Here is a 21856-nt window from a genome sequence, read left to right on the forward strand (position 1 = left end):
CATAAGTCCGCCTGGCAGGAACACAGGAAACAGGTCCTTCTGTTCTAATTCACCGTATTCCGATCATAACCCTCAAGTAATGTTAACATAATTGCATGCGTTATGGAAAAGAAAGATTGACGATTTTACAAAATGTGCGCCTGGAGTGGACACTATCCAAAATTGGCCGGGTGTATCGTAAGTTGAGCCGGGTTATGCTAGAATAGAAACGAAACACATTTATATATAGAAATGGTGATAACGATGTCCAAAGCAAATGAAAATACACGGGTCGTCGTTGGCATGTCCGGAGGTGTAGATTCATCTGTAACCGCATTGCTTCTCAAAGAGCAGGGTTACGATGTCATCGGCATTTTCATGAAAAACTGGGATGATACGGACGAGTTCGGCCACTGTACCGCTGAAGAGGATTCAGAGGACGTGCGCCGGGTCTGCGAGCAGATCGGCATTCCATATTACACTGTCAACTTCGAGAAAGAATACTTTGATAAAGTATTTACCTATTTCCTTGATGAATATAAGTCAGGTCGTACGCCGAATCCGGATGTCATGTGTAATCGTGAGATCAAGTTCGGTGAATTTCTGAACAAAGCGCTGGATCTCGGTGCAGATTATGTAGCTACAGGCCACTATGCACGCCTCATTGAAGAGGATGGCGCTTTCAAGCTGCTGCGTGGTGTTGACAACAACAAGGATCAGACCTACTTCCTGAACGCTCTTAATCAAAAGCAGCTATCCAAAGCCATGTTCCCGATTGGTCACCTGCCTAAACCGGAAGTACGCAAAATTGCTGAAGCTGCCGGTCTGTACACAGCCAAGAAAAAAGACAGCACGGGTGTATGCTTCATCGGCGAACGCAATTTCAAGGAGTTTCTAAGTAACTATCTGCCAGCCAAAGGCGGAGACATGGTTGATATCGTAACTGGTGAAGTTAAAGGGCGTCACGACGGTCTGATGTACTACACCCTTGGTCAACGTCAAGGACTTGGCATTGGCGGTTCCGGCAACGGCGAGCCTTGGTTTGTCGCAGACAAGGACCTGGAGAAAAATCAACTGCTCGTGGTGCAAGGTGATGCTCATGCCAGCTTATACTCCACCGGCTTGACAGCAACAGGCGTTAACTGGATCGCAGGTGCTGAGCACACACCAAACGTTCCATTCCGCTGCACAGCCAAATTCCGTTATCGTCAGCCAGACCAAGGCGTGACATTGACTTGGCAGGAGGACGGCAGTGTGGATGTGCAGTTTGATCAGCAGCAAAAAGCGATCACACCAGGACAAGCTGTTGTTTTCTATGACGGCGAAGTGTGTCTCGGCGGCGGTACCATTGATCAGGTGCAGAAAGTACCCGTTCTGGCCATGCAATAACATGCCGGACATACTATGACGGATTGACTGTTATCATTATGCACAGCATGAGCGAGTCAATCCCATGTAATCCTACAAAAAAAGCCGTCTTTCATGTAATACCATGAAGGATGGCTTTTTTCCTGCTTTTTTTGCAAAAAAATTAAAATGTACTCTTTATGCAGTGAGCGAGACACCTGCCAGACAACCTGATACACCCAGCACAACAGAGCTTGCCACATACAGCAACGCTTTACCGTATCGTTCCCGTCCCATCAGCGTTAAGGTTTCATAACCAAAGGTAGAGAAGGTGGTGTATGCTCCGCAGAAGCCCGTGCCCCATACAACCCACATTTCATCAGGTAACCTCCCTGCTTGATGACTGCCATATAACAGACCCAGAAGCAGAGAACCACTAACGTTGATCAGCCAGGTTCCCCAAGGGAATGCGGTTCCGAGTTTACCTGAAATCACCTTGCCCAGGCTGTAACGAAGCAGCGCTCCCAGCACCCCGGCCAGTCCAATCCATATGATCATCGGATATTCCCCTCTTGTTTGGAAGATGCAAGCATATGATTTCCCAGCTTGATGCCAAGGGTGCAGAGCAGAAGTCCCGCCGCAATGCTAAGAAAAAGATAAGCCGTAGCTTTAATCCATTCTCCACCCTCGGATAACCGAACGATATCCAGTGTAAATGTGGAGAACGTAGTGAGCGCTCCAGTAAATCCTGTGCCGATGGCCAGGCGAAGCTTCGGTGTGATTTTTTCAGGTATAGCGATGGTAAAAAACCACCCCAGGAACAGACAGCCTGCCACATTAATGAGCAGCACTGCCCATGGAAAACCCGTATTGGCAGCAGGTATCGCAAGTTGAATGGCATATCTCGTCAATGTGCCTATAAAGCCGCCTGCCCCGATATATGCTAACTCTCTCATCTGTGTACATCTCCCGGATCAAGCTTTGGAATCAATCGTTGGTTAACCTCTAATAATCGAAATAGCTACCGGACCGAATTTGCCTGATTGAACTTACATGATCCAGATTGGCAATTTTAGCTTGAAACTGCAAGCGAGATTATAACTCTCTGCGCCGCTGCTGATTCAGCCTGATCTTCGACTCATTCCCCTGCTCTGTCGCTTCATAAAATACTCGGCGAGATAGCTGCTTTGGCAAATACTCCTGCTTCACATAATGACCCGGATAGTTATGCGGATATTGATATCCCTCATGCCCCAGCTTGGTGGCTCCCGAATAATGTGTATCTCTCAGATGCAAGGGCACTTCAGCCGATTTCACCTCATCAATCGCACTCATCGCTTTGGATATCGCAGTGTACACCGCATTGGACTTCGGACTTTCAACTGCAAACAGAATCGCTTGCGCAATATTCAGCTTGGCCTCAGGCCAGCCGTTATTACGGTAAGCATCCAGTGCACCAATCGCCTGTGTCATCGCCTGCGGATTGGCCAGTCCAATGTCCTCACTGCTCGCGGCAATCAGGCGGCGAATAAACGTCATCGGGTCCATACCCAGCCTCTCCACCGCATACAGAAACCAGAACAGTGCTGCATCGCTCGAACCGCGAATGCTTTTGTGAAAAGCAGACAGCACGTCATACTGTGTAGACTCATCTGCCTTGACAATGGGACGGCGAATGGACTCTTCCGCAACCGCAAGGGTAATGTGAACCGTTCCGTCCGGCTCAGGCGGTGTAGTGAGCGCAGCCAGCTCCAGTGCGTTCAAGGCACGGCGAATATCGCCGTTGGCCATCGTTGCAATGTGCTCCAGCGCTTCATCGTCAGCTCGCAGCTCCATAAAGCCAAGCCCCTTATCCGCATTACTTAATGCTCTGCGCATCGCCACCATAGAGTGCTCCTTGGTCAGCGATTCCAGCTGAAACAGAGTGGAACGACTCATCAAGGCTCCGTTTACATAATGAAAAGGATTCTCCGTCGTTGCGCCGATAAAAATAATCGTGCCCTTCTCCACTGCTGGCAGGAGCGCGTCTTGACGTGAACTGTTGAAGCGATGCACCTCGTCAAGAAATAGTATTGTCTTGCTTCCGTACAGCTGTTTGTTGGTCTGCGCCTGCTCAATCACTTCGCGTACATCCTTGACCGAAGCATCCACGGCATTCAACCGAACGAATTGTCCCTGCGTGTGCTGAGAGATAATGTGGGCAAGGGTGGTTTTGCCGCAGCCTGGCGGACCATACAGCAGAATGGATGAAATCTGATCGGCCTCAATGGCTCGGCGCAGCAGTTTGCCAGGGCCAATAATATGCTCCTGACCAATATATTCATCCAAATGCTCAGGCCGCATACGATCGGCTAACAGTCTCGACTGCGGCTGTGTATCCTGTTGAAACGAAAATAAATCCATGTATAGTTCACTTCCTTAACGGATTGCCAATTTTAATGCTGCATCTATATAAGTTGAACTATTCATTTACACGTGAACGGAGAGGACAGAAAAAACCTGAAAAAGCGGAGCTAAAAGCTTTCTGCAAGAAAGCTACATCGTAAGCATAAGCTTCGCCTTTATCACCGGATTTTCCCCTTTGTAAAAGGGAATCGGAAAAATCTGGGGATAACCGCTACTCTCCAGGTTGTTCTGTCATCGAAGTGGATTGTGTAAACATTTTTAGTTCAACTTATTTATTATCGACCAATGAATCTCCACTCACTATCATATCACATCTCTGAGGCAGCATGGCTATAAACGCTCCAAGCGCGCTGCTGACAAACGCATCCTTGCGTGTAATAAAACGTGTCATCATGCGATTCATTCCTTCAGGAAGAGCATGCTTGCGCAGCGTGCCATTTTGAAGATGTTGGTGGATAACAATTTCGGGCAGCAAGGAGATCCCCATGCCTGAAGCTACGCCGCTTATAATGGCCTCCAGTGTCCCGAATTCCATAATGACAGGGCGGTGAACACCGCTCAGAAGCATCCAGTCCTCCAGAATTTTACGGTAAGAGCAGCCCATACTGTACACCAATATCGGCTTCCGTATCAGCTCCTCCTCGGGCAAAGGACGTGAAGAAACAACATACAGCTCCTCATCAAATACATCCACAGATTTAATATCAGGATGGTCACAGGAGCAGCCGATAAAAGCTCCTTCCAATTCATATCCGATCACCTGATCAATCAGCATCTGGGAATGACCCGTCGCCAGTGCCAGTGAAACGTCAGGGTACTGGCTATAATATTGTGCCAGCAGACGCGGCAACCTTACCGCAGCAGCTGTCTGGATAGAACCGATCTGCAAAGGACCAGAAGGTGTATTGGTAGCCTGAAGGGCTCTGGAAGCATCATTTAGAAGCCCGATAATTTTATCCGCATAGGTGAGCAGTGTCTCGCCTGCTGGTGACAAGGTCATTCCACGATTGTGGCGGATGAACAATGGCGTGCCTACCTCAGACTCCAGATGCCGGATGCGCGCCGTAACGTTGGATTGCACATACCCCATCTTGGCAGCAGCCCGGGTCAGATTACCTTCTTGTGCCACACATTGAAATATTCGCAGGTCTCCGCTCTCCATCCATCATCCCTCCACTCTGACATCATTCAAAATGATGTCCAGTTCATTAGTAATCATTATACTCCATACACAAAGCACACTACAATGAATTCAGAAAGGAGTGTTCAACATGTCATACTGGACAGATCGAATCGTTTTGATTACAGGGGGAGGTACAGGCATTGGCCGGGCTGTCGCTATAATGCTTGCGGAAAGAGGAGCAACGGTTGTCCTGAATTATTCTCGCTCCAAGCTGGATGCAGAAGAAGCAGTACAGCACATCCATAATCAAGGTGGACAAGCCTTAGCTATTCAAGCCAATGTTGCAAGGGACAAAGAAGTACGCCGAATGGTTAGGGAGATCGCTGAAACGGTTGGACCCGTTACGGATCTGGTGAACAGCGCCGGAATGACCTATCATATCCCTTTAGAAGACCTCGAAATGGTGACGGATGAGGTTTGGAACGAGCTCCTTGATGTGAATGTGAAAGGCATGTTTCACTGCGCTCGTGCTGTAACCGAAGGCATGATTCATGCTGGTGGAGGGGCCATCGTTAATCTGGGCAGCATTGCAGGCAGCACTGGCAAGGGCTCATCACTTCCGTATGCTGTATCCAAAGCAGCAGTTCATGGCCTGACTTTATCTCTGGCCCACGCCCTCTCCCCTCATATTCGGGTAAATGCGATCATTCCCGGAGCGGTCGCAACACGCTGGTGGGCCGGCAATGAGGAACGAATGCATCAGCTCGGCGGACAATTACTGCTCAAGCGAATCGCTTCGCCCGAGGATATCGCCCATATGATCTGTGCCGCCCTTGAGCAGCCATCGATGACAGGACAGCTCATTACAGTAGATGGCGGACAAACGTTATGAGCAGCATAAACCGCAATTCAACCGTAGCGGCCCGGGAACCCTCTTTTCTCAACCCGGTAAAATATACTCTATTGATTATCATAACCACACTTATCATGGGAACTTCTTTTCCTGTGGGGAAAATAGGTATGGCGTATGCACCACCATTTCTTCTCATGGGACTGCGCTACATTCTGGCGGGTGGTTTGATGGCCCTGGTGCTGCGCAAGCGTCCTTTACCGCGGAGGTGGCAGGCATGGGTTAAAATCATGCTTATCGGACTGTTTCAATCAGCCGGAGTGATGGGCTGTGCCTATTACAGCATGAACTGGATTTCCTCCAGTGAATCAGCCATCATTACGTTTACGAATCCACTCATCGTCATTGTTTTCAGTGCATTGCTGTATGGCATCACCTATCGCTTAAGCCAATGGATCGGTGTGATTGCGGGGTTTGCTGGCATTTTACTTACTTTTGGCTTGCATATGAGCTTCACCCCTGGAACGTGGATCGGTTTGGGCGGTGCAATATCCTTTGCTGTATCCACACTGCTGATTAAACGTTGGGGCATACATTTTGATACATTTGTGCTTACGGCATATCAGATGCTCGCGGGAGGGCTCGTTTTACTTCTGCTGAGTCTGTGGGTGGAGCAGCCTCATTTTACAGTTACGGCCGTTTCTATCCTGTCTCTGTTCTATCTGACGCTGATCTGCTCCGTCGTGCAGTTTTCTCTCTGGTTTTATTTATTGCAGAACAGTGATCCTGCCCAAACCAGTTCCTATCTGTTTCTCGCCCCGTTTTTCGGCGTACTATCGAGCTGGTTGATGTTAGGGGAACACATTCAATGGTTTGTCTGGGCTGGAGGTATACTGATTGGGGTCGGCATTTATTTGGTAAACCGTCACTCTCCGTCATCGTTGTAATCCTTTTTATATTAAAAAAAGCAAAAAAGGCATGCGTTCGGGACAAATCCCTGCACGTCATGCCTTTTGATCTATACATTATACGAACTGTGGCAGCCCCTAATGCTAGGATGCATCTTCGTCCGGCCAACCCTGGATCGTAACCTGCTCTCCTTCGGGATTATGCGTTGCCGCCGCATATTCAGGCATATTTCCATCATGGAATAACCATAGCTCATGCAACGCCCGTGTACAGCCGACGTAAAGCAGTTTGGCATCACCGGCACCCGGCATATAATGCTGCTGATCTACATCAGCGACAATGGCTGCATCGAATTCCAGACCTTTGGACAGATATACTGGCAAAATGGAATGACCGCCGCTATACTGCTTTTTGCCACCGTCAATCAGATTCAACTCCCAGCCCGCCGATTGCAGCTCCCGATGAAGCTCTTCAGCTTCATGCAATGTTCTCGTCAGAATAGAAACCGTGCGATAGTCTTTGGTCGTCAGCATCTTCAGAGCACGCTCCAGACTGCGTGTCCGTCCTTCGCTTCCATAAGCAAGTGTGCGCACCGGATCACCGCTCCGGAACACCGGGATGGCCGTAATGCCACTCTTCACACCCTGCTCCAGAATCGTATTGGCATAATCGATGATTTCCATCGTGGAACGATAGCTTCGGGTTAAAGCAAAATAGGCGTTTTGTTCCTCTGGAAACAATGAACTCATCTCTTCCCATGCGTGCACACCGCGATACTCATGAATGCCCTGAGACAGATCGCCCAGAATGGTAAAGGAATGCCCTTTCACAAACTGATCCAGTAATGCCACATGAAATGGTGAAAAATCCTGTGCCTCATCGATGACAACATGGTCAAATCGCTGTGACCCTTCAATATCATTCACCAGTGTATGAATATATACGAGTGCAGGCAGATCCTCTTCCCGGATGACGTCCTGTTTCAGGTCGGCTCCCGTCTGTTTCATCACGGCTTTCGGAATCAATGCACTCAGCGTCGCAGGCACAGCCCCGCCTTTCACGGTCTTGAACAGCTGTTTGTACAGCGTCAGCGGATTGTACTCAGGCCATTTTTTAGCGTATGCCTTCTCGCGAGTCGCTGCTTTTTTCTTGCGTTCTTTACGCACTGTTTCAGACATCGGCTTTTTCAATTCCATCTCAATCCAGCGATGAATACGTGCCATTACCCGCTCTTTGCGCTTCGCTAGTGGATAATGCTTGTATTCCGTGCCAAACCAGTTCTCGATCTCCTGTTTGCTGAGCACAGCGCCTTCCCACGGACTGAAATCAACATCCGGCACGGATTCTGCTTCCATCCCTGATAACCATTCCCGAATAAGTTCCATGAAACGAATCGAACCTTTGAAACGTCCCGGAACCTCATCATTCAGTTCAGGTCGTGCGGCAGGCGTTTCAAACCACGTATGCAGCGTCTCTGACGTATCCTCAAGCGGCATATCCAGTCCGAGCAGATTCATCGCCCAATCCGGAAAGGTGCGCTGCTGAATATCACCTACACCGAGCTCTGGCAGTACATCCGAGATGTAATCGAGGAACATATGGTTGGGTGCAAAAATAACCATTTTCTCGGCCGATACCTGCTCTTTATACTGGTACAGCAAAAAAGCAAGACGATGCAGGGCAACCGTGGTTTTCCCTGATCCGGCAACCCCCTGGATGATCAACGCGGTGTTTCTCGCCGCCCGAATGATCTGATCCTGCTCGGCCTGAATCGTGGACACGATATCCCGTAGCTTGTTATCCTTGTTTTCGCCAAGGCGGTATACAAGGAATTCGTCAGATACCGCAGGCTGGTCGCTGTCACGGTTATATGTATCTGCTACCCGTTCCAGTATGCGCTGACGAATCACCACATTTCGCTTCAAATACACCAGACCTTCGATCAGGCCTTCCGGGGCTTCATACGTTGCGGAGGCCTCGCCTCCTGTGAAGGAGTAAAACAAACTTGCAACCGGAGCCCGCCAATCGATGACGAGCGGATGCTCTCCCACCTCTTCGCGATCCACACCGATTTTGCCAATGTATAGCGGTTTTCGTGCCCCGCTGCCCTGCTCTTCGAAATCCAAGCGTCCGAAATAGGGTTGCTGCGCACTCTTGGACAAGGCTTGACGGCGTTCTTCGCGTCCGGCTTCCAGCACTTGTTCCGTGAAGTCGTGGCCGGTATACACCGGAAAATTCCGCAGCCGTTCCAGCTGGCGATCCACTTCTTCCATCGTTTGCTCTAACCTGTACTCTTCTTCTTGATAGGCACTTTGAAAGCTGTCTTTCATGTTTCAGTTACCTCCTAAGAAATATATGTTTTGTTCTACATCGCCAATCTCTGACAACGCAAAAGGAAACCTACTATATCACATAAAAAGGGAAAAAGCTACAGTAACATCACTTAACAAGAAAAACCGTGTCCCCGCCTATGCAAAATGAATGCACGAGCGAAAGATCAACGGTTTCTCGATGAGAAGCTTGCTGCTTGATTATTATTGAGATCTATAATAATCAGGCTCAGTCCAATCCATATGCTAATTTTCTCCATCCTGTGCCACAAACTGCTTCTGCGCCAGTTCACGATAGACTGGATGCGTGCTGATCAGCTCTGTGTGAGTTCCTGTCCCGGTAACATGTCCGTGCTCCAGCACGACAATCTGATCGGAGTCCACCACCGTAGATAATCGATGTGCAATAACAATGGTCGTTCTGCCTTCCATCAGATTGGACAATGCCTGCTGCACTTCGTACTCCGAGGTGCTATCCAGGCTGGAGGTCGCTTCATCCAGCATCAGAATGTCCGGGCTGCGCAGCAGCGCACGAGCAATAGCAATTCGCTGACGCTGCCCGCCGGATAACTTGATGCCGCGCTCGCCCACTTCCGTATCATAGCCTTGCGGCAGCTTGTCAATAAAGTCCGCTGAATATGCCATTTCTGCCGCTCTTCTGATCTCGTCCATCGTCACCTCACGGCCTAAACCATAGGTGATGTTGTCTTTGATCGTGCCTGCCATCAGCGGACTTTCTTGCGATACATACCCGATCTTGTTACGCCAGGAAGCGAGGGAATACTCGCTGATCGCTTCTCCCCCATAGGAGATGTAGCCCGAATCTGGCAGATAGAACTGCTCCACCAGCGAAAAAAGCGTGGATTTGCCACTGCCGCTCGGACCAACAATCGCTGTCACCTTCCGGGTCGGAACGGTCAAGTTTATACCGTGCAGCACCTCTTCCCCTATAACATAAGAGAAATGTACATTGTGAAATATGATTGTATCATTCCCGCGAGGAGCTTGCTTGGTACTGTGATCCGGTTCTACGTCATCCGCAAGTATAGCTTGAATACGCTCAGTGGCACCGACTACTTTTTGCAAACGTGAATATAAGGTTGTGAACTGTCCCATCGGCATAATGACCTGGAAAAGCAGCAGAATGAATGCAACCAATTCCCCTGGCGACAGCAGGCCGGAAGCTACACGCATCCCCCCAACACCAAGGATGACAACCAACACAGCCGTCATGACAAAAGTAAACAAAGGACCAATCAGCGCCAGAATACGCGCTTCCTGTAACCCGAACGCAAACATTTTGCGAATGCGGGAATCTCCCGCCTCTGCTTCCTGCTTCTCGGTTCCATACGCTTTGACCAGTCTAATTTCACTAATGACCTGACTCAACACGGAGGTAAGTCCGGCCATCTCATCCTGCTGTTTTTTGGAGATTTTGTACATTTTCCGGCCCACGGGCATGAGAATCAGCATGGTCAACGGCACCAGGCTCAGAATGATGAGTGACATCACCCAATCCAGATAAAATAGAAGCGCCACACCACCGATGACAGCAACGATGTTGGAAACAAATGAAACCAGGTAATCCGCTATCAGCGTCATAATCTGGCTTGTATCATTCGTAATCCGGCTCATCGTGTCCCCGGTACGGTTGCGGTCAAAATAAGGCATACGCAGCGATAACACTTTGTTCCACAGCTTGGTGCGAAGCGTAGCTACAACGCGCTGACCCGCATAATTCAACATGTAGATGCTGATACCGGAAGCGATGGCTTGAATGACAAAAGCCCCGAGCAACAGAAAAATAACCGTTTTATTCAGCGCTGATGTGGTCAGCCCATCAATGAGACCTTTGGTCATCAAGGGAACGATTAATCCTGCTGTCGTTTGAATCAATGTCAGGATGAGAGCCACAATTAGAACCAGTTTCGGTGGATTCGTGGAAGCGATGAGCTTGACGAAATCCTTGAATCCTTTCTTCCCTACTCTGGGCTCGTTTGAATCAGACTCCAACTGCTGCTGTTCTTCCATTCCCGCTTCCTCCCGTTCTCTCTATTATCCCTTTCTCCCGTTCTTCTATCATCCGTTCCTCCTGCTCCTGATCAGTTCACCTTCGTTTTACAGAACACCATGCAGCACAAAGTTCGCCAGAAACAGGATCGAGATGCCGTACATCACCACTGGCACTTCTTTCCCTTTCCCTGCAGCCAGCTTAGCCAGAGGATAGGCGATAAATCCAAACGCCATACCATCGACAATGCTGTATGTAAAAGGAATCATCACCATAATCAGAAACGCAGGAAACGCTTCGGTAAAATCACTGAAATCCATATCCTTCACACCCTGTACCATCAAACCGCCGATGATGATCAAAATAGGTGCAATCGCACTGTCGGGAATATAACCGAGCAGCGGAATGAAGAAAAAAGTCGCTCCGAACAGCACAGCTGTCACAAGCGGAGTCAAGCCTGTACGGCCGCCTGCAGCAATGCCTGCTGTTGTCTCGGCTGCCGCCACTGGCGGACTGCTGCCGAAGATGCCTGCCAGCACCGTGCTGATCGATAACGCACGCAGGCTACCCTTGAAACGTGCCGGACGATCAATCATGTTGGTCTGGGCGGTAATCAGTCCGATATTTTCAAACACAACAATCAGTAACAGCAGAAATACAGCAATCCAGAACGCAATATCCGCCAGCTTCATCAGAGACAGTTGACCGAACAAGCCACCGTATTGACGCAGTGCATCCAGCGCCGATACCGGTTCACCGGGATGTACTGCTCCAAGCAGGTAGGCAAGCCCTGTCCCGATTAAAATACTGATGAGCAGACCGCCCTGCACATTGCGTATGAATAAAATAACGGCCAGCACAAGGGTTACACAGGCTGTGATCACATTCGGATCATTGAAATGTCCGATCGCAACAAAGGTGGTCTGGTGGGCGATGACAATGCCGCTCTTTTGCAGTCCGATAAAGGTCAGAAATAATCCAATCCCTACGGTAATGCCGTGCTGCAGATTTTTAGGAATTGCCTCGCTGATTATTTTATATAACGAAGTAAAGGCAACAATAGCAAACAGCACACCCGTAACAGCCACCACAGCCAGCGCTTCCTGCCATGTAAGCTTCATCGAGTGCACAAGTGTATATGTGAAAAACGCATTAATCCCCATGCCGGGTACCACCACAATCGGTGATTTACCGCCAAATGCCATCAGCAGACATCCGGCAATGGACGTGAGCAGTGTGCCCACCATCGCTGCCTGCAGCGGCATTCCGGCATCGGAAAGAATGGTTGCATTAACCATCACAATATAAACGACAGCAAAATAGGAAATGGCCCCCGCCACAATCTCCTTCTTCCACTGATCTTCTGGTGTCATGCCCAGCTGTCTGGACATCCATCCGTGTTTCATTCGTTCTGTTCCCCTCTCTCTATTTATAAATTCAACTAAAGAATGTTTACACTTGCCACTCCGTTCTCGTGTAAAAAGTTAAGTTGAACCTATATGCCACAATTCATTATGTATGTATCATCGCGCAGCACACCACACCATATCATACACCGTTTTCGCGGGGAAGTACATGCCGTAGAAAAACACCAAATAGCGCAGGTGCACATGGCACCCGCGCTGGATGGGCAAACATTTAATGAAGCTGATCTGCCAACGAGCAGGATTCATCTTACGCCTCTGATTCCTCCGCTTTTGCAAGCAGGTCTTTGACAGCTACACTGACCATAATCAGACCGGCTACCGGTGGAACAAAGGCGTTACTCGCAGGTGGCTGCTTCGCTTTGCGAATCTCCGGCGCATTCTCAGGCACAATTTTCTGTGTCACGTCTGCACGCGGCTTGAGCGGCTCCTCGGTGGAGAAAACCACCTTTACGCCTTTTTTGATGCCGTCTTTACGCAGCTTGGTGCGTACTACACGGGCAATAGGGTCCATCGACGTTTTCGAAATATCCGCAACCTGGAACTTCGTCGGGTCCATTTTATTGGCAGCGCCCATGCTGGAGATGACCGGAATTTTGCGTTTCAGGCACTCTTTGATGAGATGCACTTTATAGATAATTGTGTCAGAAGCATCAAGCACATAGTCCAGCTCGTACTTGAACAGTTCCTCATACGTTTCCTCGGTATAAAACATGTTCAGCGCAATCGCGTCACATTCCGGATTGATCAGTTTCACGCGTTCTACCATCAGGTCGGCTTTTTTCTGACCTACCGTGGTGGTAAGTGCATGAATCTGACGATTGATGTTGGTGATATCCACCACGTCTTTGTCAATGAGGATGATTCGGCCAACACCGCTGCGGGCAAGTGCTTCTACAGCAATACCGCCCACACCGCCGATACCGAGTACAGCTACCGTACTATTTTTGAGCGCATCCAGACCCTCAGGTCCGATTGCAAGCTCTGTTCTTGAAAATTGATGGAGCATTGAGAATCGATGCCTCCTTTATTTCTTTTCCGCGACTGGTTTACGTGCCACACGGATGTGAAGTTGTTCCAGCTGTGATCCATCCACTTCGGAAGGTGCATTCATCAGAAGATCCGTTGCACTTGCCGTTTTCGGGAAGGCAATCGTTTCACGCAGATTTGTGCGCCCTGCCAGCAGCATCACGAGACGGTCAAGACCAAAGGCAATACCGCCATGTGGTGGTGTACCATATTCGAATGCTTCGAGCAGATAACCGAATTTGTCGTTGGCTACTTCTGGTGTAAGTCCGAGCGCAGCGAACATCTTCTCCTGTACATCACGTTTGTAGATACGCATCGAACCGCCGCCGACTTCATAGCCATTCAGCACAAGGTCATAGGCTTGAGCACGGATTGCACCCGGATCAGTGTCGAACAAATGTACATCTTCGTCTTTTGGACGTGTGAACGGATGGTGTTCTGCCACATAACGTTTCGCTTCTTCATCATAGCCGAGCAGCGGGAAGTCCACAACCCAGGCAAACTTGAATTTGCTGTCATCGATCAGACCAAGTTGACGTCCAATTTTCAGACGCAGGGCACCGAGAACATCAGCAACCACTTTTTTATTGTCAGCGGAGAAGAGCAGCAGATCGCCTTCTTCAGCGCCAGTACGTTCTTTTACAGCTTCAATCTCTTCCGGTGTAAAGAACTTCACGATTGGCCCTTTGAATTCGCCGTCTTTCACTTGAATCCAAGCCAGACCTTTGGCACCGTAACGGGCAGCAAATGGTCCGAGATCATCGATCTCTTTACGGCTCCATGTGCCGCAGCCTTTGGCGTTCAGCACTTTCACTTCTCCACCTTTTTCGATGACGGAAGCAAATACTTTCACACCACTGTTTGCTACGATATCGTTCATTTCCACCAGTTCCATGCCAAAACGCAGATCCGGCTTGTCGGAACCGTATTTGCCCATGGCATCAGCATACGTAATCCGTTGGAATGGCAATTCCAGCTCAATGCCTTTTGTTTCACGAAGCAATTTCGCCATCAATTGTTCCATCATTGGCAGCAGGTCATCCTGTTGCAGGAAGGACGTCTCGATATCGACTTGAGTGAACTCAGGCTGACGGTCTGCACGCAGGTCCTCGTCACGGAAGCAGCGAGCGATCTGGTAGTAACGCTCAAGTCCGCCGACCATCAACAATTGTTTGTAGATTTGCGGAGACTGTGGCAGGGCGAAAAATTCACCTTCATGCACACGGCTTGGTACGAGATAATCACGCGCACCTTCCGGGGAGCTCTTTGTAAGGATAGGTGTTTCTACCTCAACAAACTCTTCTCCGTCCAGGAAGTCACGGAATACTTTGGACGCTTTGGAGCGCAGCTTCAATGTTTCAAACATTTCCGGACGACGCAGGTCCAGGTAACGATATTTCAAACGCAGGGACTCATCGACCTCAACTCCATCTTCAATGAAGAACGGAGGAGTTTTGGCTGCATTCAGCACTTCGATTTCTGTAATTTGAACTTCGATCTCACCTGTTGGCAGGTTTTTGTTCACTGTCTCAGGATCACGTTTAACAACTTTACCCGTTACGGCGATGACATACTCGCTGCGTACGCGATCTGCAATCTGCAGTGCTTCACCAGAATAAGCAGGGTTAAACACGACTTGTACAATGCCGCTGCGGTCACGCAGATCGATAAAAAGTACGCCCCCCAGGTCACGGCGGGTCTGTACCCATCCGTTCAATGTTACGGTTTCACCGATGTGTGCGTTAGTTAATGCGCCGCAATGATGACTTCTTTTCATAATCAAACTCCTCATTATATATATTTCCGTTCTGTTCAGGCAGGCTCAGACCTTACTTGTACGTCCCGGTTAATTCAACATTTATTGGTTTCCGCGTACCGCTGCGACCAGATCATCCAGCTTCACCGTCTGCTGTTCGCCTGTATCCATCGCTTTCAATGCAATCTCGCCGCGCTCCAGCTCGTCATCCCCAAGAATTGCTGTGTAGCGAGCTTTGAAACGATCGGCCGATTTCATCTGAGCTTTCATTTTACGGCCCAGATAGTCACGTTCACCAGATAAGCCCGATTGACGCAATTTAAACAGCAATCGATTAACCTCACGATCCGCAGCTTCACCCAGAGCAACAAAGTACACATCCAGCGGAGCCAGTGTTGTAACTTCAATGTTCTGGTGCTCCAGAATCAGCTGGATGCGCTCCAGTCCGATACCAAAGCCGATGCCTGGCTGATCTGGCCCGCCAATATCACCGACAAGACCGTTGTATCTTCCACCGCCGCCGACGGTATCAATCGCCCCGATGCCTTGTGCTTTAAGCTCAAAAGCGGTCAGGGTGTAATAATCCAGCCCACGCACCAGACGGTTGTTCACCGCGTAGTCTACTCCGAAATCATCCAGATACGCCTGCAGCTTGGCAAAATGACTGAGCGATTCTTCATCAAGACTGTCCAGAATGGACGGCGCCCCAACGAATTTATCCTGGTCCACCTTGCAATCCAGTACACGCAGCGGATTACGCTCCATACGGGATTGGCAATCCTTGCACAGGCTGTCCTTCATCGGTCTCAGGAAACCAAGCAGTGTCTCGCGGTATTCAGCACGGCTCTTGGCATTACCCACCGAATTGATCTCCACCTTGACATCCTTCAGGCCAAGCTCCACACAAAGCTGGTACCCCAGTGCAATGACCTCGGCATCAATTGCCGGATCTACCGCACCCAGAGCCTCTACGCCGAACTGGTGGAATTGACGCTGGCGACCTGCCTGCGGACGTTCATATCGGAACATCGGTCCAATGTAATACAGTTTGCTCACATCCGGCTCGCCGTACAGCTTGTTCTCCACATAAGCGCGGACTACGCCTGCCGTGCCTTCCGGCCGAAGTGTCATACTGCGATTACCTTTATCATCAAAGGTGTACATTTCTTTCTCTACGATATCTGTCGTTTCACCTACTCCACGCACAAACAAGGAAGTCTGCTCGAAGATGGGTGTGCGAATCTCGCGGTAATTAAAACGACGGCACAGGTCACGTGCTTTTTCTTCGACGTACTGCCATTTCTCGACTACACCGGGCAGCAGGTCCTGTGTTCCTGTTGGTTTCTGAAAAGCCATCTGTATCCCTCCAGCATTGATTTTCTCTGTAAACGTTAAGATATTTCACGAGTCCCACTACGCAGACAGAACAACCTTTCAATCGCTGTTATCCCCAAATTTTTCTGATCTAACTTTAGAAATGTTTAAAATTCGGTGATAAAGGCGAACGCTTCGCTTTTCCAGGTTTTTTCTGTCTGCTCCGTTCTTCGTGTAAATCTCATATCTCAACTTGAATAACAAAAAAATCCCTCGCCCTGTTTGCTCCTATCAGCAAACAAAGGGACGAGAGATTGTAATATACATTCACCCGTGGTACCACCCACATTCCGGAAGCCTGAGTCAAAGCCATTCAGGTTGTTGTCTGCTGAGTCAGGATGGTTTAAAATGCCTCCCGGTTCAAACAGTTCTTCCGCTCTACGTATAACGCACGTCATGCGCAGGCCGGCTACTAAGATCCGCAGATATCTCTGCTTTGTTCGCCGTCTGTTCTCGGGGAAGTCATTCGTCCGCTCATCAAGAGAATCCTTACAGCCTGGGGATTCCTCTCTGGTCATGTGGGCACGGAGTACTTGGTCCCGTCATCAAATCAGTCATAGGTTTCAAAAAACGACTTTAGTTGACTATAGTCAACGTATTATTTTCTGATTGTAATGAACCGCAGTACTAAAGTCAAGGGTTAACATGTCAAGATAGAAAAAAAATAACCTGCACACGGTGTGCAGGTCCAAAGGATATATAAAAAAAGGGGGTCATGTATGTTATTATAAACGCACTTTGTTAAAGGCTTGTGTTACTAATATTACAGGAATATTACAAAAATGATAGCGCTTTAATTACGGATTATTCCGCAATCCCTTGCTAATTAGCAGCAAATTTGCAGAGTACTGAATTGTCGTCGCGTATAACAAAAAGGCCCCTACGCCTTCCCGTCAATAAGTGACAGGGTAACGTAAGGACCGGATTGTAATTAAAGGTTAATCCAGTTCTTCCACATAGGCATGGTTGGAGCGAAGCTTATGAACGATTGCATCATAGTCTTCATCCCTGACTTTGGCAGACAGAACATAATGCAGGTCATTATAATCGGCCGAAGTTACTTCTGCGGCATCCAGCATATCTCCGTCTTCGTTCACTCTGTTGCGAGGATCACGTTCAGCGTCACGATTGACATCAGTGACAACCGGAATTACATTTTCACTAGCTGGAACCCCGGGAGCAGCTCCAACGCCCATTGCACCATTCGTGCCTACACCACCAGCCGTATTATAAGGAACCAGTGGAACCATAACTCGTGTATCCCTGCCAATGGCAGCATCCAGTTGACCTACCTCAAGCTGCTCGGTATGGAACGTTAATAGTGAAGTTCTTGCACCCTCTGCCTCATCTTCGGTTCGAAAATACGCCTGAATATGTTTTGCCATGTCAAACCCTCCCACTATAAATTAATATTTTTCCTTTGAGGAAAGAAATATATCAATAGAATGCCATAAATTTAAAGAATTTAACCTTCTGGGGCTGCTTATATTACTTTCATCAATTCGCGGACAAATGCCGGTTCATCCTCAGGTGTACGGGATGTAATGTAATTTCCATCCACAACGGCTTCATGGTCCTTGAACTCGGCACCTGCGTTTACCATGTCATCCTTCAATGGTGGATAGGATGTAATGGTTCGTCCCTTTAGCAGATCTGCGCTGGCCAATATTTGCGGACCGTGGCAGATTGCAGCAATGGGTTTCTTGGCTGCATTGATTTCTGTAACAAACTTCAGGATGTTTGCGTCTGTCCGCAGATTTTCCGGCGATGATCCACCTGGAATAACAACAGCATCATAATCTGACGCATGGACCTCAGAGATCGCTTTGTCCGTTGTGTAGGAGGCTTTGCCTCCCTTGCCTTGAAGTGTTTCACCGGCTTTTAATCCGATAATATGCACCTCATGTCCTGCCTTCTTCACCTCATCGTACGGAACCTTCATTTCTGAATCCTCAAACTCATTCGCAAGCAAAAAAGCAACTTTACTCATGATCTATGGTCTCCTTTCCGTATTCGAATGTGATAAAACTAGGAGAAAAAGCTTTTATCCTTTGGCACGTCTTTTGTGCCTCGTTCTGTTATTACCCCAAGCAGCAGCTTTTATAACAATCAATACATTCAATACATTTGCAATTGAGTTTGCAGCTCGCATCCGGGAAGATGATGCCCTGAATGATCACAGCAAAAAGCCCCGGATTGCCAAGCAATCGGGGCTTCGATATTACCTGTTTTGTTTAAATGCATGCCTTATGGTCGTGGATGATACTCCTTGCGGTCTTTATCCGAGGTTTGAAGCATCCACATCGCGGTCATATGAGCTGCCGCAGAGCGGGCAAGGTGAAGTGACTCAGCAAGATTGCCAGGGATCAGCAGTGGCTCGATCTGTGTCTTGGTTACTTTTGCAGATTGGCGCATAATAAGAGAAACTCCTTTGGTCAACAAAGATACCGACTAATGGGATACCAACGTTTACTTATCTCTCATTATGGCCTCTTCACTGTGCAATTATGCGCAAGTTCAGTCCCGCAAAGGACTTTCCACCATCAGCGTAACCGGACCCCAGTTTGTAAATGTAACGTCCATCATCGCTCCGAAACGTCCGGTCTCCACATGAATCCCTTTGTCCCGCAGCAGTTGATTAAATGTCTCATATAAGCGCTCAGCCGCTTCAGGACGGGCTGCTGCAGCAAAGCTTGGGCGTTTGCCCTTGCGGCAATCCCCGTATAGCGTGAACTGCGAAACAGACAAAACTGCCCCGCCTACATCGAGCAAACTGAGATTCATTTTCTCCTGCTCATCCTCAAAGATGCGAAGCCCGCTAATTTTGTCTGCCAGATATATCGCATCTTTCTCGGTATCCTCATGTGTAATGCCCACAAGCAGCATCAAACCGGATTCAATTCTGCCTGTCAGTTCATCCCCTACCGTAACCTGAGCCTCTTTACAGCGTTGTACCAGCACTCTCATCGTACAGACTCCTTACTGCATAATCCGGTGCACAGAATAAACGTCCTTCACCCGTTTGATTCGTTCAACTACGGAATGCAGATGGTCTGTATTGCGAATCAGAATGGTGACGTGCACCAATGCCAATTTATTTTTATCGGTCCGTCCGGTGACGGCTGATATGCTTGTTTTACTTTCCGAAACAGCCTGCAGCACCTCATTAAGCAGTCCATTGCGATCATGGCCGGTAATCTCAATGTCGACACTGTAGCTGGATTCGATATTTTCCTCCCACTCGACTTCAATCACCCGTGCTGCTTCTTCTCCATCCGCGCTTGAAGGAATATTCGGACAGTCACTGCGGTGAACCGATACGCCGCGCCCGCGTGTAACATAACCAATAATGTCATCCCCGGGCACCGGGTTACAGCACCGTGCGAAACGAACCAGCAGGTTATCAATGCCTTTGACACGGATACCATTCGTAGGTCTGTTTCTACGTTCTGGTGCAGGCTTCAGCTCACGCATCTCGGAATTCAATTCCAGCAAGCTGGATTCTTCCTGTTCCTTGCGGAGTTTTTCCGTTGCTTTGGTAACAATCTGCGCGGCAGTAATTCCACCGAAACCTACTGCTGCGAGCATATCATCAATATCGTTAAACGCAAATTTCTTGGCCGCTTCCATTAGCTTGTCATCCGTCATCCACGCAGAAGGATCAAGTCCCATACGCTTCAGCTCGCGCTCGCAGCTTTCCCGACCCTTTTCCACGTTCTCTTCGCGGCGCTCCTTCTTGAACCACTGCTTGATCTTGGCCCGAGCATGAGAAGACTTTGCAATTTTCAACCAGTCCTGGCTAGGACCATAGGAATGCTTGGAGGTGAGAATTTCGATAATGTCACCCGTTTTGAGATGGTAATCCAGCGGCACAATACGGCCATTGACCTTGGCCCCAATCGTCCGATTACCAACCTCTGTATGAATGCGGTAAGCAAAGTCGAGCGGCACAGAGCCGCTTGGCAATTCGATGACTTCACCTTTTGGCGTAAATACAAATACCAGATCAGAGAAGAAATCCATTTTGAGCGATTCCACAAATTCGGAAGCATCCTGTGCTTCATTCTGCAATTCGAGAATTTCCCGGAAAAAGGTAATCTTGTCTTCAAACTGAGGACCTGCTGCCGTTCCTTCTTTGTAGGCCCAGTGCGCCGCAATACCAAACTCGGCGGTACGATGCATATCCCAGGTGCGAATCTGTACCTCGGTCGGCTCACCATTCGGTCCCACCACCGTTGTATGCAAAGACTGGTACATATTCGCCTTCGGCATGGCAATATAGTCCTTGAATCGCCCAGGCATAGGCTTCCATAACGTGTGAATAATACCCAGCGTAGCATAACAATCCTTGATATTATCCACAATAATACGAATGGCAAGCAGATCATAAATCTCGTTAAACTGCTTGTTTTTTGTCGTCATTTTTTTGAACACACTGTAGATATGTTTCGGACGCCCTGACAGATCTGCCTGAATGCCCATTTCTTCAAGTTTGCTCGTAATGCCGTCCATCACCGTGTCTATATATTGCTCACGTTCTGCACGTTTCTTGTGCATCAGATTCGCGATACGGTAGTATTGCTGCGGGTTCAAATAACGGAGGGCGATGTCCTCCATTTCCCATTTAATTGCAGAGATCCCCAAACGGTTGGCAATCGGACAGAAAATCTCCAGCGTCTCATACGAGATTCGGCGCTGGCTCTCTTCCGACTGAAACTTGAGGGTCCTCATGTTATGCAGACGGTCAGCCAATTTGATCACAATGACACGGATGTCCTGCGCCATGGCGATGAACATTTTGCGGTAGTTCTCGTTCTGCTGTTCTTCCTTGGAGCGGAACTGGATTCGTTCCAGCTTCGTCAAGCCGTCAACAAGCATGGCACACGTATTGCCGAAATGACTGCGGATCTCTTCAAGCGACACCGTAGTGTCCTCGACTACATCATGAAGAAGCGCTGCAATAATGGAGATGGTGTCCATCTGCATGTTCACAACAATATCGGCAACCGCAAGCGGATGCAGAATATACGGTTCTCCCGATTTTCGCGTCTGTCCGTGGTGGGCCTGATCAGCAAATTCGTAAGCCTCTCGTATGCGCACCAAATCGGGTTCTTTGATATATGCCCCGGCCTTCTCGAGTAATTGCTCTATGCCCATTCTGATCTGTTCCGTGTCCTTTCTATACAAAATGGAACCCGTGACAATACATCAACACAGGTTCCCCGTAAAAGTAATTTCCTATAATTATGACGCTTCGCCCGTTTCCCGTCAACTAGTGACGAATAAGAGCGTTTATCCAATTTTTTTAACTATCCGAT

General features: G+C 48.7%; 18 protein-coding genes. 3 read left to right on the forward strand and 15 right to left on the reverse strand.

The features are described from left to right. Positions 1–243 precede the first annotated feature (243 nt). Positions 244–1368, forward strand: a complete 1125-nt coding sequence (gene mnmA, locus IEW26_RS05885) for a tRNA 2-thiouridine(34) synthase MnmA (RefSeq protein ID WP_188591598.1) — start codon at positions 244–246, stop codon at positions 1366–1368. 156 nt (positions 1369–1524) lie between these two features. On the opposite strand, the gene crcB (IEW26_RS05890) is transcribed toward mnmA, so the two are convergent. From crcB (IEW26_RS05890) to IEW26_RS05905, 4 genes are all read right to left on the reverse strand, one after another. Beyond that, positions 1525–1884, reverse strand: a complete 360-nt coding sequence (gene crcB, locus IEW26_RS05890) for a fluoride efflux transporter CrcB (protein WP_188591599.1) — start codon at positions 1882–1884, stop codon at positions 1525–1527. Continuing rightward, positions 1881–2282 carry a fluoride efflux transporter CrcB gene (crcB, locus tag IEW26_RS05895; RefSeq protein WP_145406077.1) on the reverse strand — a complete coding sequence of 134 codons (402 nt, stop codon included), beginning with the start codon at positions 2280–2282 and terminating at the stop codon, positions 1881–1883. The genes crcB (IEW26_RS05890) and crcB (IEW26_RS05895) overlap by 4 nt, the downstream gene beginning before the upstream one ends. 139 nt (positions 2283–2421) lie before the next feature. Further along, positions 2422–3729, reverse strand: coding sequence for a replication-associated recombination protein A (locus IEW26_RS05900; RefSeq protein ID WP_188591600.1), 1308 nt, complete (start codon positions 3727–3729; stop codon positions 2422–2424). A 271-nt stretch (positions 3730–4000) separates the two neighbouring features. After that, positions 4001–4894, reverse strand: coding sequence for a LysR family transcriptional regulator (locus tag IEW26_RS05905; protein WP_188591601.1), 894 nt, complete (start codon positions 4892–4894; stop codon positions 4001–4003). A gap of 109 nt (positions 4895–5003) precedes the next feature. On the opposite strand from IEW26_RS05905, the gene IEW26_RS05910 reads away from it, so the two are divergent. Together IEW26_RS05910 and IEW26_RS05915 are read left to right on the forward strand one after the other, a co-directional pair. After that, positions 5004–5747 (forward strand): SDR family NAD(P)-dependent oxidoreductase, encoded by a 744-nt coding sequence (locus IEW26_RS05910; RefSeq protein ID WP_188591602.1) that lies wholly within the window; start codon positions 5004–5006, stop codon positions 5745–5747. Then, a complete protein-coding gene (locus IEW26_RS05915; RefSeq protein WP_188591603.1) occupies positions 5744–6652 on the forward strand; it encodes a DMT family transporter in 909 nt (302 codons plus the stop codon). The genes IEW26_RS05910 and IEW26_RS05915 overlap by 4 nt, the downstream gene beginning before the upstream one ends. Positions 6653–6757: 105 nt before the next feature. On the opposite strand, the gene IEW26_RS05920 is transcribed toward IEW26_RS05915, so the two are convergent. From IEW26_RS05920 to IEW26_RS05975, 11 genes are all read right to left on the reverse strand, one after another. Further along, on the reverse strand, positions 6758–8944 hold the full coding sequence (locus tag IEW26_RS05920) for a HelD family protein (RefSeq protein WP_188591604.1): 2187 nt from the start codon (positions 8942–8944) through the stop codon (positions 6758–6760). Positions 8945–9190: 246 nt separating this feature from the next. Beyond that, positions 9191–10975 (reverse strand): ABC transporter ATP-binding protein, encoded by a 1785-nt coding sequence (locus tag IEW26_RS05925; protein ID WP_188591605.1) that lies wholly within the window; start codon positions 10973–10975, stop codon positions 9191–9193. A gap of 87 nt (positions 10976–11062) precedes the next feature. Further along, a complete protein-coding gene (locus tag IEW26_RS05930) occupies positions 11063–12361 on the reverse strand; it encodes an NCS2 family permease (protein WP_145406695.1) in 1299 nt (432 codons plus the stop codon). A gap of 268 nt (positions 12362–12629) precedes the next feature. After that, a complete protein-coding gene (locus IEW26_RS05940) occupies positions 12630–13388 on the reverse strand; it encodes a tRNA threonylcarbamoyladenosine dehydratase (protein ID WP_188591607.1) in 759 nt (252 codons plus the stop codon). Between the two features lie 18 nt (positions 13389–13406). After that, the gene (aspS, locus tag IEW26_RS05945) at positions 13407–15185 is read right to left on the reverse strand and encodes an aspartate--tRNA ligase (protein ID WP_111270154.1); all 1779 of its coding nucleotides are present in this window, start codon (positions 15183–15185) and stop codon (positions 13407–13409) included. Between the two features lie 81 nt (positions 15186–15266). Beyond that, positions 15267–16520, reverse strand: a complete 1254-nt coding sequence (gene hisS, locus IEW26_RS05950) for a histidine--tRNA ligase (protein ID WP_145406692.1) — start codon at positions 16518–16520, stop codon at positions 15267–15269. 956 nt (positions 16521–17476) lie between these two features. Next, entirely contained in the window at positions 17477–17923 is a 447-nt protein-coding gene (locus tag IEW26_RS05955) for a hypothetical protein (protein ID WP_188591608.1), read from the reverse strand. 98 nt (positions 17924–18021) lie between these two features. Continuing rightward, complete coding sequence (locus tag IEW26_RS05960; protein ID WP_145406691.1) at positions 18022–18528, reverse strand: type 1 glutamine amidotransferase domain-containing protein; 507 nt, start codon at positions 18526–18528, stop codon at positions 18022–18024. A 257-nt stretch (positions 18529–18785) separates the two neighbouring features. After that, positions 18786–18953 (reverse strand): hypothetical protein, encoded by a 168-nt coding sequence (locus tag IEW26_RS05965; RefSeq protein WP_188591609.1) that lies wholly within the window; start codon positions 18951–18953, stop codon positions 18786–18788. Between the two features lie 102 nt (positions 18954–19055). Continuing rightward, complete coding sequence (gene dtd / locus IEW26_RS05970; protein ID WP_188591610.1) at positions 19056–19505, reverse strand: D-aminoacyl-tRNA deacylase; 450 nt, start codon at positions 19503–19505, stop codon at positions 19056–19058. 12 nt (positions 19506–19517) lie between these two features. Then, positions 19518–21695 carry a RelA/SpoT family protein gene (locus tag IEW26_RS05975; protein WP_111270159.1) on the reverse strand — a complete coding sequence of 726 codons (2178 nt, stop codon included), beginning with the start codon at positions 21693–21695 and terminating at the stop codon, positions 19518–19520. Between the last annotated feature and the right edge of the window lie 161 nt (positions 21696–21856).

Origin of the sequence: Paenibacillus silvae, from assembly GCF_014639235.1 — a bacterium.
In the GTDB taxonomy this organism is placed as follows: Bacteria; Bacillota; Bacilli; order Paenibacillales; family Paenibacillaceae; genus Paenibacillus; species Paenibacillus silvae.

Coding starts and splice junctions, on each gene's coding strand:
- mnmA (WP_188591598.1), top strand. CDS start 244: ATGTCCAAAGCAAATGAAAATACACGGGTCGTCGTTGGCATGTCCGGA.
- crcB (WP_188591599.1), bottom strand. CDS start 1,884: ATGATCATATGGATTGGACTGGCCGGGGTGCTGGGAGCGCTGCTTCGT.
- crcB (WP_145406077.1), bottom strand. CDS start 2,282: ATGAGAGAGTTAGCATATATCGGGGCAGGCGGCTTTATAGGCACATTG.
- IEW26_RS05900 (WP_188591600.1), bottom strand. CDS start 3,729: ATGGATTTATTTTCGTTTCAACAGGATACACAGCCGCAGTCGAGACTG.
- IEW26_RS05905 (WP_188591601.1), bottom strand. CDS start 4,894: ATGGAGAGCGGAGACCTGCGAATATTTCAATGTGTGGCACAAGAAGGT.
- IEW26_RS05910 (WP_188591602.1), top strand. CDS start 5,004: ATGTCATACTGGACAGATCGAATCGTTTTGATTACAGGGGGAGGTACA.
- IEW26_RS05915 (WP_188591603.1), top strand. CDS start 5,744: ATGAGCAGCATAAACCGCAATTCAACCGTAGCGGCCCGGGAACCCTCT.
- IEW26_RS05920 (WP_188591604.1), bottom strand. CDS start 8,944: ATGAAAGACAGCTTTCAAAGTGCCTATCAAGAAGAAGAGTACAGGTTA.
- IEW26_RS05925 (WP_188591605.1), bottom strand. CDS start 10,975: ATGGAAGAACAGCAGCAGTTGGAGTCTGATTCAAACGAGCCCAGAGTA.
- IEW26_RS05930 (WP_145406695.1), bottom strand. CDS start 12,361: ATGAAACACGGATGGATGTCCAGACAGCTGGGCATGACACCAGAAGAT.
- IEW26_RS05940 (WP_188591607.1), bottom strand. CDS start 13,388: ATGCTCCATCAATTTTCAAGAACAGAGCTTGCAATCGGACCTGAGGGT.
- aspS (WP_111270154.1), bottom strand. CDS start 15,185: ATGAAAAGAAGTCATCATTGCGGCGCATTAACTAACGCACACATCGGT.
- hisS (WP_145406692.1), bottom strand. CDS start 16,520: ATGGCTTTTCAGAAACCAACAGGAACACAGGACCTGCTGCCCGGTGTA.
- IEW26_RS05955 (WP_188591608.1), bottom strand. CDS start 17,923: ATGGCAAAACATATTCAGGCGTATTTTCGAACCGAAGATGAGGCAGAG.
- IEW26_RS05960 (WP_145406691.1), bottom strand. CDS start 18,528: ATGAGTAAAGTTGCTTTTTTGCTTGCGAATGAGTTTGAGGATTCAGAA.
- IEW26_RS05965 (WP_188591609.1), bottom strand. CDS start 18,953: ATGCGCCAATCTGCAAAAGTAACCAAGACACAGATCGAGCCACTGCTG.
- dtd (WP_188591610.1), bottom strand. CDS start 19,505: ATGAGAGTGCTGGTACAACGCTGTAAAGAGGCTCAGGTTACGGTAGGG.
- IEW26_RS05975 (WP_111270159.1), bottom strand. CDS start 21,695: ATGGGCATAGAGCAATTACTCGAGAAGGCCGGGGCATATATCAAAGAA.